Origin of the sequence: Pseudomonas sp. Pseusp11, from assembly GCF_047304405.1 — a bacterium.
GTDB lineage: Bacteria > Pseudomonadota > Gammaproteobacteria > Pseudomonadales > Pseudomonadaceae > Aquipseudomonas.
In genome coordinates, this window is the sequence record NZ_JBGLZF010000008.1 from 190,990 (window position 1) to 203,017 (window position 12,028).

Genomic DNA, 12,028 nt, shown 5'->3' on the forward strand with positions numbered 1-12,028 from the left:
GGGCATGGAGTCCAGATGCCAGCTCTCTACGTGATGATCCCGGCCGCGCTGCTGATCGTGGCCATCGCTATCTACATCTTCTTCTGGGCGGTCGACAGCGGTCAGTACGACGACCTCGACGGCCCGGCCCACAGCATCCTGTTCGACGACCAGGACCCGAAGCACACGGCAGCGGTCGACGAGGCCAGCGGCCATCCGGTCAAACCGGACGACAAGGCGCCACCCCATGCTTGAGTTGGCACCGCTTCTGGTCTCTGCGCTGATCCTCGGCTTGCTCGGTGGCGGCCATTGCCTGGGCATGTGCGGCGGCTTGATGGGCGCGTTGACCCTGGCGATCCCCAAGGAACAACGCAGCCGACGCTTCCGATTGTTGCTGGCCTACAACCTGGGGCGGATTCTCAGCTACGCCGCGGCCGGCCTGCTGATCGGCCTGGCTGGCTGGGCCGTGGCCAATAGCCCGGCGGCGATGTTCATGCGCATCCTCGCCGGACTGCTGCTGATCGCCATGGGGCTGTACCTGGCCGGCTGGTGGAGCGGCTTGACCCGTATCGAAAGCCTCGGTCGCGGCCTGTGGCGGCATATCCAGCCGGTGGCCAACACACTGTTGCCAGTGTCGAACCTGCCCCGCGCCTTGCTGCTCGGCGCGCTGTGGGGCTGGCTGCCGTGCGGGCTGGTTTACAGCACATTGCTGTGGTCGGCGAGTCAGGGTAATGCGCTGGACAGTGCGTTGCTGATGCTGGCGTTCGGGTTGGGCACCTGGCCGGTGCTGCTCGCCACAGGCCTGGCCGCCGAACGGGTCACGGCGTTATTGCGCAAACGCAGCGTGCGTATGGCCGGTGGTTTGCTGGTGATGGTGTTCGGCATCTGGACCTTGCCGGGGCCGCATCAGCATTGGTTGATGGGGCATTAAAGGGCAAAAGATCGCAGCCTCGTTTCACTCGACAGCTCCTACAAGGGATACGCGCTCCATGTAGGAGCTGTCGAGTGAAACGAGGCTGCGATCTCTTGATCTTGACACCCGTTGATGCAAATCAAGATGCCGCAACGCCGCACCCCCTAGACTCGCCGACACTGCCAGCCTATCCGGGGGAATGCCCGCATGCTCGACGCCATTCGTTGGGACACAGATCTGATCCGCCGTTACGACCTGGCGGGGCCACGCTACACCTCGTATCCGACGGCCGTGCAATTCGACAGCCAGGTCGGCACTTTCGACCTGTTTCATGCCCTGCGCGACAGCCGCAAGGCGCTGCGACCGTTATCCCTGTATGTGCACGTGCCGTTCTGCGCGAACATCTGCTACTACTGCGCCTGCAACAAAGTCATCACCAAGGACCGAGGCCGTGCCCTGCCCTATTTGCAGCGCCTGGAACAGGAAATCCAGCTGATCGCCTGCCACCTCGACCCCATGCAAAAAGTCGAGCAACTGCATTTCGGCGGCGGCACACCGACCTTTCTCAGCCACGATGAACTGCGTCAGCTGATGGCCCGGCTGCGCAAGTATTTCAATCTGCTGGACGACGATTCCGGTGACTACGGCATCGAGATCGACCCGCGCGAGGCCGACTGGTCGACCATGGGCCTGCTCCGGGAACTGGGCTTCAACCGGGTCAGCATCGGCCTGCAAGACCTCGACCCGGCGGTACAACGGGCGGTCAATCGCCTGCAAAGCCTGGAAGAAACCCGTGCGGTGATCGACGCCGCCCGGACCCTGCAATATCGCTCGATCAACATCGATCTGATCTACGGCTTGCCGAAGCAGACGCCCGAGAACTTCGCCCGCACCGTCGACGAAGTCATCAGCCTGCAACCGGACCGGCTCTCGGTGTTCAACTACGCCCATCTGCCAGAGCGCTTCATGCCGCAACGGCGGATCAACAGCAACGATCTGCCGGTGCCGGCGCAGAAGCTGGAAATGCTCCAGCGCACCATCGAACAACTGACGGCCGCCGGTTACCGCTACATCGGCATGGACCACTTCGCCCTGCCCGATGATGAACTGGCGATTGCCCAGGAAGAGTCGACCTTGCAACGCAACTTCCAGGGCTACACCACCCACGGTCATTGCGATCTGATCGGCCTGGGGGTATCGGCCATCAGCCAGATCGGCGACCTGTACTGCCAGAACAGCAGCGACCTGAACCAGTACCAGAACGCTTTGGCGTCCGCACAACTGGCCACCAACCGCGGCCTGCTGTGCAACGCCGACGATCGCTTGCGCAGGGCGGTGATTCAGCAACTGATTTGCCATTTCAACCTGGAATTCGCGGAAATCGAACAGGCCTTCAATATCGATTTTCGTGGTTACTTCGGCGAGCTTTGGCCACAACTGCAGGACATGGCCGAGGACGGACTGATCGTGTTGGACAATGAAAGAATCACCGTGCTGCCCGCAGGCCGGCTGCTGGTGCGTTCGGTGTGCATGGTGTTCGATGCTTATCTGGAACACAGCAATCGCCAGCGTTTCTCACGCGTAATTTAGAGTATGAGGTTAAATTGTCGCAGGCTGGCCCGAATGTCCTCCCGTGGGGTACCCTTACGTCTTATGCGTGTTTTCCCACAAGGATTAAAGAAATGTCCGAGCCAGTAAAGCTGCGCGCTCATAGCCAGGCCCATTGCAAGGATTGCAGCCTGGCCCCTCTCTGCCTGCCACTTTCTCTGAATCTGGAAGACATGGATGCGCTGGACGAAATCGTCAAACGTGGTCGCCCGCTGAAAAAAGGCGAGTTTCTGTTTCGCCAGGGCGACACGTTCGATTCTGTTTATGCAGTCCGCTCCGGTGCCCTGAAGACTTTCAGCCTGAGCGATGGCGGCGAAGAGCAACTCACCGGCTTCCATTTGCCGAGTGAACTGGTCGGCCTGTCAGGCATGGACACCGAAAAGCACCCGGTCTCGGCGCAAGCCCTGGAAACCACTTCGGTGTGCGAGATCCCGTTCGAGCGCCTCGACGAACTGGCCCTGCAACTGCCACAACTGCGCCGTCAGTTGATGCGCGTGATGAGCCGCGAGATTCGTGACGATCAGCAAATGATGTTGCTGCTGTCGAAGAAGACCGCCGACGAGCGCATTGCCACCTTTCTGGTCAACCTGTCGGCCCGTTTCCGCGCCCGGGGGTTCTCGGCCAACCAGTTCCGGTTGAGCATGTCGCGCAACGAAATCGGCAATTACCTGGGCTTGGCGGTGGAAACCGTGTCCCGGGTGTTCACCCGCTTCCAGCAAAACGAACTGATCGCCGCCGAGGGCAAGGAAGTGCACATCCTCGACCCGATCCAGCTCTGCGCCCTGGCCGGTGGCTCGATCGAAGGTTGATCCTTTAACGGTGGCTGAGCGAAACGGTTCAGCCGCCGTTATACTGCGACGTTTGCAGCCCGCCAGGACACTTCGACGATGGTCTTCGACTCCTTCGACATCAAATCCCTGATCCGCCCCGTGATCGACTTTCCCAAGCCGGGCGTAATCTTTCGCGACATCACCCCGCTGTTCCAGTCGCCCACGGCCCTGCGCCTGGTGATGGACAGCTTTGCCCATCGCTACGTCGAGGCCGACTTCACCCACATCGGCGCCATGGACGCGCGCGGGTTCCTGATCGGTTCGATATTGGCGTATCAGTTGAACAAGCCATTGGTGTTGTTCCGCAAGCAGGGCAAATTGCCTGCCGACGTGCTGGCCGAAGGTTACGCGACCGAATACGGCGAAGCCTTCCTTGAAGTCCACGCCGACAGCCTGTGCGAGGGGGATTCGGTGGTGCTGTTCGATGACCTGATCGCCACCGGCGGCACGCTGATTGCGGCGGCCAACCTGGTTCGGCGCATGGGCGCGCGGGTGCATGAAGCGGCGGCGATCATTGACTTGCCGGAGCTGGGTGGTTCGCAACGGCTGGAAGACATGGGGATTGCGACTTTCTGTCTGACGCAGTTTGCGTTGAGCGATAAGTAAGCGGCGTCAGTTGCCACACCACCAACTACAGCCCCATCTGCTTGCTGATAATCTCGTTCATCACTTCCCGTGTCCCGCCGCCAATCGACAGAATCCGGTTATCGCGGTACAGCCGCTCCACCAGACTTTCACGCATGTAACCCATACCACCCAGAATCTGCACCGCGTCGGTGGTAATGCGATCTGCCGTGTCTGTAGCGAAATTCTTCGCCATGGAAATCTCTTTGATCACACTCTGCCCGGCTGCCATTTTCGCCGCCTGGCGGTAGGTGAATTCCCGAGACACCTCCAATGCCCTGGCCATTTCCGCGAGGCGGTGCTTGAGCACCTGGAACTTGCCGATGAGTTTGCCGAAGGCTTCACGCTGACCAGCCCATTTCAGGCTCTCCTCCAGCGCCAACTGTGCGGTCATGTTGGCCATCAGCGCCAGAGCCAGACGCTCGCTCTGGAAATTGCCCATGATGCAGGCAAAGCCCCCGTTTTCGGCACCGATCAAATGGCTGGCCGGTACCCGGCAATCATCGAAAAACAGCTCGGCAGTGTCGGACGCCCACCAGCCCATTTTCTTCAACTGACGACCGACGGTGAAACCCGGCGTGCCCTTCTCGATCAGCAGCAAACTGATGCCGCCGAATCCCGGCTCGCCGGTGCGCACCGCCACGGTGTAGACATCCGCGCGAACGCCGCTGGTAATGAAGGTTTTGCTACCGCTGACCCGGTAAAAGTCGCCATCACGCACGGCGCGGGTTTGCAGGTTAGCGACGTCGGAGCCGCCGCTGGGCTCGGTGACGGCCAAGGCGCTGATTTTCTCGCCCGCCAGCACCTGAGGCACTACGCGATCGCGGACCTCGGGGCTGGCCCACTTGAGGATCGGCGGCAGGCCGATGTCCAGCGAGCCCAGCCCCGCGACCAGACCACCGGAACCGCAGCGCATCAGTTCCTCACTGGCGGCGATCTTGGCGAACACATCCCCTTCGTGGCTACCGCCCAAGGCTTCGGGATAGCCGATGCCCAGAATCCCCGCAGCGCCGGCCTTGAGGTAGAGCTCACGAGGGAAGCTTTCAGCTTCTTCCCACTGATCGATGTCCGGAAGAATCTCGCGCTCGACGAAACGTCTGACGCTGTCGCGGACCAATTGGTGGCCGGGGTCGAAGTATTCCTGGAAGGCAGGCATCGGCGAACTCCACTGAAGGTTCAGCGAAGTTAACCGAGCGCTTGCTTGGTATTCAAGTGAGGATTGAAGATGCGGTTACAGCGAAATCGGCTTACGCCCGGCAAACGAATGCGCCAATGTCCCGCCATCCACCAGTTCCAGCTCGCCACCCAACGGCACGCCATGGGCAATACGCGAGGCAACCAGGCCTTTGTTGCTGAGCAGTTGGGCGATGTAATGCGCCGTGGCTTCGCCTTCCACCGTCGGGTTGGTGGCGAGGATGACTTCGGTAAATGTGCCCGCCTCTTCGATCCGCGCCATCAGTTGTGGGATGCCGATGGCTTCCGGCCCCAAGCCGTCCAGAGGCGACAGGTGGCCCTTGAGCACAAAGTAGCGACCGCGGAAACCGGTCTGCTCCACCGCGTACACGTCCATCGGACCTTCCACCACACACAGCAAGGTGTCGTCGCGGCGTGGATCGGCGCATTGCGGGCACAGATCGTCTTCGGTCAGCGTGCGGCACAAACGGCAGTGGCCCACCCCTTCCATGGCCTGGCTCAGCGCCTGGGCCAGTCGCGAACCGCCGCTGCGATCGCGCTCAAGCAGTTGCAACGCCATGCGCTGGGCAGTTTTCTGACCCACACCCGGCAAAATTCGCAGGGCATCGATCAGTTGGCGAATCAAAGGGCTGAAGCTCATGGGGAAAAGTCCGACATAACAACGAGACGCGGTTTATACCCGCGCCTCTGTTTAGCGTCAAATAGCAGCGCCCCCTTGATCGATGAATCCGGATGTATAGGGAGCAGACCTTTGTGGTGGTATGGCGTTCGATGTTTATACCTTTCATTGTGGCGAGGGAGCTTGCTCCCGCTGGGTCGCGAAGCGGCCCCACTCTCTACCTGAAAAGAGGGGGACTGCTGCGCAGTCCAGCGGGAGCAAGCTCCCTCGCCACAGGGATTAGCAAAAACCAGGCAGAAACAAAAATGCCAGGCGCGATGCCTGGCATTTTTTTTAACCCATCCGACGCCCGTTGGCGAATCAGAATGGCAATTTCATACCCGATGGCAGTTGCATGCCAGCGGTCATGCTGCCCATTTTGTCCTGGCTGTTGGCTTCGATCTTGCGCACGGCATCGTTGACGGCGGCGGCGAATACAGCCTCCAGCATCTCTTTGTCGTCTTCGCTCAGGCCTTCGACCAGGCTTGGGTCGATGGTCACGCGCTTGACGTCGTGACGACCGGTCATTACCACGGTGACCATATCGCCACCGGCCTTACCGGTGACTTCGGCGTTGGCCAGCTCTTCCTGCATCTTGGCCATTTTTTCCTGCATCTGCTGCGCCTGCTTCATCAGGCCGGCCATGCCACCTTTCATCATGGGAATCACCTCAAAAGTACTTGGATAAAAACAGCGCCCGGCGAGTGCGGCCAGGCGCCTTCAGTTATTAGCCCTGACTGACCAGGGCCTCGACAGGTTCAATAGTATCGTGACGGACCACCGCCCCGAACTGCTGCATCATTTGCTGGATGAACGGATCGCCATGGATCGATTCCTCGGCCTCGCGCTGACGGTCGGCACGACGCCGGGACGCCGCCTGGGCCGGGGTTTCCTGCTCGGGCTTGATCAGCTCGATGCTCAGGGTCAGCGTACGCCCGTGGTGCTGGTTCAGCGCATCGTTGAGGCGACGTTGTTGCGTCGCGTTGAACAGGGCGCTGTGAGCCGGGTCCAGGTGCAACAGCCAATTGTCGCCATCGACGGCGATCAGCGTGCAGTTGGCGGCGATGCTGCCGGTCATGCCAGACACCGGCAATTTCGGGAACAACTCCAGCCATTGCAGGGCCAGGCCGGTGGCCGGCATCGCGGCCGGTTCAGGCTCGGGCTGCGCCGCAGGTTCGGCGGTATGCTCACTGGCCAGATCGTCGAGGTAGCTGTAGGCCGAATCCATGTCCGGCTCGATGTAGTCCTCGTCCAGCGGCGGTTCGTCATCCAGGTCGATGCCTGGCGTGGCGGCATCGACTTCGGCCACGGACGGTTCCGGAATCGGCGCAGCGGCCCACTCAGGCGCATCCGGCACCACGCTGTCGGGCGTCGGCATGGGCATCGGCGGTAATTCGGGTTGTTCACCGGCCGTCTCCAGCACCGGCTCGACGGCGGGCTGCTGGACAACCTCGGGCTCTACCGGATCGTTCCAGGGCAGATCGACGACTTCTTCGACCGCTACGGGCTCGGGCTCAGGCACCGCCACCAGCGCAACAGGTTCAGGCGCAACGGCCGGGACAGGTGCTGGTGCTGGTGCAACCACGGGCGCCACTGGAACCGGTGCCACGGCCGCAGCGACTACCGGCGCAACAATCGGCGCGGCAGCCACTGAGTTTGCGGAATCAACTGTGGCCTGGCTGATCCCCACTGGCTTTAGCGGTTGCCTCGGAGCGTCCTCGGTGTCTGCTGGCCTGAATGCGAGCATTCGCAGCAGGACCATTTCGAAGCCGCCGCGCGGATCCGGTGCCAGCGGCAAATCCCGGCGACCGATCAGGCCCATCTGGTAATAGAACTGCACATCTTCGGCCGGCAGTGCCTGAGCCAGTGCCAATACGCGATCACGGTCGCCATGGCCGTTGTCGACACCTTCAGGCAGGGCCTGGGCGATGGCAACACGGTGCAACACGTTGAGAATTTCCGAGAGCACGCCGTTCCAGTCCGGGCCTTGCTCGGCCAGATGGCGCACGGCTTCGAGCAACGCCTTGGCATCGCCTTCGATCAGCGCATGCAGGACGTCGTAGACCTGGCCGTGATCGAGGGTGCCGAGCATCGCCCGCACGTCGGCGGCCAGAACCTTGCCTTCACCGAAGGCGATGGCCTGGTCGGTCAGGCTCATGGCATCGCGCATCGAACCGTCGGCGGCGCGACCCAGCAGCCACAGCGCATCGTCTTCGAACGGCACGTTCTCGACGCTCAGCACATGGCTCAGATGCTCGACCACCCGCTCAGGGGTCATGTTCTTCAGGGAGAACTGCAGGCACCGCGAGAGAATCGTTGCAGGAAGTTTCTGCGGATCGGTGGTAGCCAGGATGAACTTGACGTAGGGCGGCGGCTCTTCGAGGGTTTTCAACAGCGCATTGAAGGAATGGCTGGAAAGCATGTGCACTTCGTCGATCAGGTAGACCTTGAAGCGCCCGCGGCTCGGCGCGTACTGCACGTTGTCGAGCAGCTCGCGGGTGTCTTCGACCTTGGTCCGGCTCGCGGCGTCGATCTCGATCAGGTCGACGAAGCGGCCTTCATCGATTTCGCGGCACACCGAGCACTCGCCACAGGGCGTCGAAGTGATACCTGTTTCACAATTCAGGCATTTGGCGATGATCCGCGCGATGGTGGTCTTGCCGACCCCGCGGGTACCGGTAAACAGGTAGGCGTGGTGCAGCCGCTGGCTGTCCAAGGCATTGATCAGAGCCTTGAGCACATGGGTCTGGCCGACCATTTCGCGGAACGAGCGCGGACGCCATTTACGTGCAAGAACCTGATAACTCATCGAAAACCGTCGCAGCGAAGGAAGCAGAAGCGGCTAATGCTAGCGGAGCAAGGCCAAAATTGCATCCGGTGCGCTCGTCTATTCTGGCTAAGCTGCACTTTGAGGAGCTTTTATCAGCTCAGGCTTGAGCCGTACCGGAGCATTTATGCACTTTGCCTTGGGGGCACTGCTATTAGTCAGCCTGAGCGTCGCGGCCGCCGAAGTACCGTTGCGCTTTGTCGTGCCGGACAGCTGGGCCATGCCCTTGGTGCAAATCGAGCGCGACCGGCCGACCCAGGGCATTCTGCACGACATCATGCTTAGCCTGGCGACTCAGGTCGGCGCGCCGGCGCAATTTCACGTGTTGCCTCGGCCGCGAGTACAGAACGCCATGGAACACGGCGAGGCCGATGTGCGCTGTTTCGTCTCACAAGACTGGTTGCCGACCCCGTCCGGCGACTATATCTGGAGCGTTCCGCTGCTGGTTCAGCGCGACATGCTGATTGGCCGGCAAGGCCCACCCGATTCTGTCAATCCAGCGGAACTGCCACAACAGTCGATCGGCACCGTCCTCGGCTATAGCTACCCGACCCTGCAACCGCTGTTCGACGCCGACCGGCTGCACCGCGAGGACGCACGCAATCAGGAACAGGTGCTGGAAAAGCTGCTGGCTGGACGCTATCGCTATGCGGTGAGCAACCAATGGACCCTGGACTGGTTCAACCAGCGCCTGCTGCCCGACCAGCAACTGAAAAGCGTAGCGCTGGTGCAGGAACAGCCTATCAGTTGTTACGTGCGCAATGACCCCAAAGTGCCGGTACAACGCATTTTGCGTACGTTGCAGCAAATGAAAACGTCGGGGGAGATCAATGACATCATCCGGCTCTATACCGGTAACCCGACCCCGTAGCAGCTGCCGAAGGCTGCTATATAGAGCGAGTCAGGCTATTTGATCGAGTGCCTGCCATTGCGACGGGGCAACAAACCCCGCCACCCAGGCCGGTACCTCGGAGGGCGGCATCGGACGGGCGATGAAATAGCCTTGAGCGACTTCGCACCCCAGCCGCAACAACAACTCACCGTGCTCAAGGCTTTCCAGCCCCTCGGCAATCACCTGCCGACCGAATGCGCGGGCCAGGCCAATCACCGCCGTGGTCAGGGCCAGGTCATCCCGGTCATTCAGAATGTCACGCACAAATGACTTATCGATCTTGATAGTCTGGGTGCGTAAACGCTTGAGATAACTCAGGGACGAATAGCCGGTGCCGAAATCACCCAGGGAAAACTGCACCCCCAACGCCTGACAGGCCTGCAAACAGGCGCTGACATGCTGGATATTCTCGATCGCCACCGACTCGACGATTTCCAGGTCGAGCATCCGCGGGGCAACCTGAGCATGCCGAGCGAGTACCTCTCTGAGCCGGTCGACGAAATCCGCGCGCTGAAAATGTCGCGCCGCGATGTTGATACTGATCGGCCAGCCCTGCCCCGCTTGCTGCCAGCGGTGCAACTGCGCCAGCACCTGGTCCATCACCCATTCGCCGATATCGATGATCAGGTCGGTATCCTCAACCAGCGGCAAAAACTCCCGAGGCGGCACCATGCCGTTTTGCGGGTGCTGCCAACGCAACAAGGCCTCGAAACCGACGACCTCGCCACGACGCATGTTCACCTTGGGCTGAAAGTGCAGGCGAAATTCACCGGCGACCAGCGCCTGACGCACCCGCTCGACGGTCTGGTGCGTGGCCTTGACCTCTTGATCCCGGGACACATCGAACAGATGAAAGCGGTTTCGCCCGCGCTGCTTGGCCACATACATCGCCTGGTCGGCGTGGCGCAGCAGGGTTTCGGCATCTTCGTTGTCATGGGGAAACAGGGTGACGCCGATACTGGCAAACACATTGATGTCCTTGCCGTGCAATGTGTATGGCGCCGAGATCGCCCCGAGCACGCGACTCAACGCCGCGCGCAATTCCGGCAGATCACGCACGTAACGCAACACCAGCACGAACTCGTCACCGGCCAATCGCGCCACCACATCTTCGCCGCGCACAATGTCACGCAGACGCTTGGCCACTTCCACCAGCAACATATCGCCACTGGCGTGACCGTAGCCGTCGTTGACCGCTTTGAACCCGTCGAGATCAAGCATGCACACTGCCAGCGGAATGTTTTCCTGCCGGGAAAATTCCAGCGCCTGATCCAGCAAATCCGACAGGAACGCGCGATTGGGCAGCCCGGTCAGCACGTCATGCCCGACCCGCCATTGCAGGGATTGCAGCAATTGGCGTTTTTCGCTGATGTCGAAACGAATCGACAGGTATCGATCAACGAGCCCGGTGGTGTCGTCGAGCACCGGCACCATGGTGCTGTCGACCCAATACAACCTGCCATCCTTGGCGCGATTACAGATTTCGCCCTTCCAGATATTGCCCAGTGCAATGGTGCGCCACATGGCAGCGAAGAAATCGGTGGAATGCAGGCCGGAGTTCAGCAGGCGATGGTTTTGCCCCAGCAATTCCTCGCGGCTGTAGCCGGACACGACGCAGAATTGATCGTTGACGTAAGTAATCCGGCCGTTCAGATCAGTCTCGGAAAAAATTGCGGCGGCATCCACGGCCCTGCGGTATTTCTCATCCATGAGTGAGGCTCACTGTCGCTAGCGGAGGTACCGCTCGACCAGTGCAGGATGCCCGGAAGAGATGTTTTGAGACGTACAGCGCAGAGACACGTTATCACTCCATGAACAGCATTTGATGGCCCCCGGACCGCCGAAGATCAACTAGTCTCGGGCAAGGTAGCAACACCGACTCTGGTAACATTTCGCGAGGGTTTCAGACCGCCAACGGCTTCTCTGCACACCCGGCAAGGGAAGACAATGCTGGCTGTTTCATATCGCCTAAACTTCAGACAGCAGATCATCAAAACCCCCTCCGAAGCGGCGATTCTACGAAATGCATCACATTTTGCAAAGCAAGGTGATGGATCATGCAGTTGCCTAATGCAAAAATCTATCGTTAAGTTCTTGATTCTAAATGGGAATTGAGCGATGCAAATTTCAAGTTTGGGTCCAGCCATCCGACGCTACCGCAAGGTCGCAGGGCTTACTCAGGCTGAACTCGGCGAAAAAACCGGTTTTGACCCCAAAACCATCAGCCGCTTCGAAACTGGCACCTATACCCCCAGCGTGGAAGCATTGTTCCTGCTTGCCGACGTGCTGGGTGTGAAGCTGAAAGCCTTTTTCGCAGATCTAGGCGACGAAGATGAACAGCGAGCGTACCTGTTCAGCGTCATACACAAAGCCACCCCGAAGGATCTGGGAAAGCTGATCGCAGCGGTTGACCAGGCCTTGTCCAAGCCTTGATGCTAACAAACAAAAAAAGGAGGCCGACCTGTCGAATGCGACAGATCGGCCTCCTTTTTTATATCCCGCT

General features: G+C 60.3%; 12 protein-coding genes. 7 read left to right on the forward strand and 5 right to left on the reverse strand.

The features are described from left to right. Nucleotides 1-15 precede the first annotated feature (15 nt). The 5 genes from ccoS (at nucleotide 16) to ACCC96_RS09405 (ending at nucleotide 3,936) form a co-directional block, all read left to right on the forward strand. Nucleotides 16-234 (forward strand): cbb3-type cytochrome oxidase assembly protein CcoS, encoded by a 219-nt coding sequence (gene ccoS / locus ACCC96_RS09385; RefSeq protein WP_019648288.1) that lies wholly within the window; start codon nucleotides 16-18, stop codon nucleotides 232-234. Next, nucleotides 227-910, forward strand: coding sequence for a sulfite exporter TauE/SafE family protein (locus ACCC96_RS09390; protein ID WP_019648287.1), 684 nt, complete (start codon nucleotides 227-229; stop codon nucleotides 908-910). The genes ccoS and ACCC96_RS09390 overlap by 8 nt, the downstream gene beginning before the upstream one ends. Before the next feature lie 189 nt (nucleotides 911-1,099). Further along, on the forward strand, nucleotides 1,100-2,482 hold the full coding sequence (hemN, locus tag ACCC96_RS09395) for an oxygen-independent coproporphyrinogen III oxidase (RefSeq protein ID WP_413695650.1): 1,383 nt from the start codon (nucleotides 1,100-1,102) through the stop codon (nucleotides 2,480-2,482). Between the two features lie 92 nt (nucleotides 2,483-2,574). Further along, nucleotides 2,575-3,309, forward strand: coding sequence for a fumarate/nitrate reduction transcriptional regulator Fnr (fnr, locus tag ACCC96_RS09400; protein WP_019648285.1), 735 nt, complete (start codon nucleotides 2,575-2,577; stop codon nucleotides 3,307-3,309). A 78-nt stretch (nucleotides 3,310-3,387) separates the two neighbouring features. Next, nucleotides 3,388-3,936 carry an adenine phosphoribosyltransferase gene (locus tag ACCC96_RS09405; RefSeq protein WP_019579893.1) on the forward strand — a complete coding sequence of 183 codons (549 nt, stop codon included), beginning with the start codon at nucleotides 3,388-3,390 and terminating at the stop codon, nucleotides 3,934-3,936. A gap of 25 nt (nucleotides 3,937-3,961) precedes the next feature. On the opposite strand, the gene ACCC96_RS09410 is transcribed toward ACCC96_RS09405, so the two are convergent. The 4 genes from ACCC96_RS09410 to dnaX form a co-directional block, all read right to left on the reverse strand. Next, nucleotides 3,962-5,110 carry an acyl-CoA dehydrogenase family protein gene (locus tag ACCC96_RS09410; protein ID WP_413695651.1) on the reverse strand — a complete coding sequence of 383 codons (1,149 nt, stop codon included), beginning with the start codon at nucleotides 5,108-5,110 and terminating at the stop codon, nucleotides 3,962-3,964. A 75-nt stretch (nucleotides 5,111-5,185) separates the two neighbouring features. Further along, nucleotides 5,186-5,788, reverse strand: coding sequence for a recombination mediator RecR (gene recR, locus ACCC96_RS09415; RefSeq protein WP_019648283.1), 603 nt, complete (start codon nucleotides 5,786-5,788; stop codon nucleotides 5,186-5,188). Between the two features lie 339 nt (nucleotides 5,789-6,127). Continuing rightward, complete coding sequence (locus ACCC96_RS09420) at nucleotides 6,128-6,466, reverse strand: YbaB/EbfC family nucleoid-associated protein (protein WP_413695652.1); 339 nt, start codon at nucleotides 6,464-6,466, stop codon at nucleotides 6,128-6,130. 67 nt (nucleotides 6,467-6,533) lie between these two features. Beyond that, the gene (gene dnaX / locus ACCC96_RS09425) at nucleotides 6,534-8,615 is read right to left on the reverse strand and encodes a DNA polymerase III subunit gamma/tau (protein WP_413695653.1); all 2,082 of its coding nucleotides are present in this window, start codon (nucleotides 8,613-8,615) and stop codon (nucleotides 6,534-6,536) included. A 145-nt stretch (nucleotides 8,616-8,760) separates the two neighbouring features. On the opposite strand from dnaX, the gene ACCC96_RS09430 reads away from it, so the two are divergent. Continuing rightward, nucleotides 8,761-9,504, forward strand: coding sequence for a substrate-binding periplasmic protein (locus tag ACCC96_RS09430; RefSeq protein WP_413695654.1), 744 nt, complete (start codon nucleotides 8,761-8,763; stop codon nucleotides 9,502-9,504). A 30-nt stretch (nucleotides 9,505-9,534) separates the two neighbouring features. Here the strand turns inward: ACCC96_RS09430 and ACCC96_RS09435 are convergent, their stop codons facing one another. After that, nucleotides 9,535-11,235, reverse strand: coding sequence for a putative bifunctional diguanylate cyclase/phosphodiesterase (locus ACCC96_RS09435; RefSeq protein WP_413695655.1), 1,701 nt, complete (start codon nucleotides 11,233-11,235; stop codon nucleotides 9,535-9,537). 408 nt (nucleotides 11,236-11,643) lie between these two features. Between ACCC96_RS09435 and ACCC96_RS09440 the strand changes: the two genes are divergently transcribed. Then, on the forward strand, nucleotides 11,644-11,958 hold the full coding sequence (locus ACCC96_RS09440) for a helix-turn-helix domain-containing protein (protein ID WP_007933342.1): 315 nt from the start codon (nucleotides 11,644-11,646) through the stop codon (nucleotides 11,956-11,958). Nucleotides 11,959-12,028: the final 70 nt, after the last annotated feature.

Excerpts from the sequence above, each read along its gene's own strand:
- ACCC96_RS09405 (WP_019579893.1), top strand. The coding sequence starts at position 3,388 with ATGGTCTTCGACTCCTTCGACATCAAATCCCTGATCCGCCCCGTGATC.
- ACCC96_RS09435 (WP_413695655.1), bottom strand. The coding sequence starts at position 11,235 with ATGGATGAGAAATACCGCAGGGCCGTGGATGCCGCCGCAATTTTTTCC.
- ACCC96_RS09410 (WP_413695651.1), bottom strand. The coding sequence starts at position 5,110 with ATGCCTGCCTTCCAGGAATACTTCGACCCCGGCCACCAATTGGTCCGC.
- recR (WP_019648283.1), bottom strand. The coding sequence starts at position 5,788 with ATGAGCTTCAGCCCTTTGATTCGCCAACTGATCGATGCCCTGCGAATT.
- ACCC96_RS09420 (WP_413695652.1), bottom strand. The coding sequence starts at position 6,466 with ATGATGAAAGGTGGCATGGCCGGCCTGATGAAGCAGGCGCAGCAGATG.
- ccoS (WP_019648288.1), top strand. The coding sequence starts at position 16 with ATGCCAGCTCTCTACGTGATGATCCCGGCCGCGCTGCTGATCGTGGCC.
- hemN (WP_413695650.1), top strand. The coding sequence starts at position 1,100 with ATGCTCGACGCCATTCGTTGGGACACAGATCTGATCCGCCGTTACGAC.
- fnr (WP_019648285.1), top strand. The coding sequence starts at position 2,575 with ATGTCCGAGCCAGTAAAGCTGCGCGCTCATAGCCAGGCCCATTGCAAG.
- dnaX (WP_413695653.1), bottom strand. The coding sequence starts at position 8,615 with ATGAGTTATCAGGTTCTTGCACGTAAATGGCGTCCGCGCTCGTTCCGC.
- ACCC96_RS09390 (WP_019648287.1), top strand. The coding sequence starts at position 227 with ATGCTTGAGTTGGCACCGCTTCTGGTCTCTGCGCTGATCCTCGGCTTG.
- ACCC96_RS09440 (WP_007933342.1), top strand. The coding sequence starts at position 11,644 with ATGCAAATTTCAAGTTTGGGTCCAGCCATCCGACGCTACCGCAAGGTC.
- ACCC96_RS09430 (WP_413695654.1), top strand. The coding sequence starts at position 8,761 with ATGCACTTTGCCTTGGGGGCACTGCTATTAGTCAGCCTGAGCGTCGCG.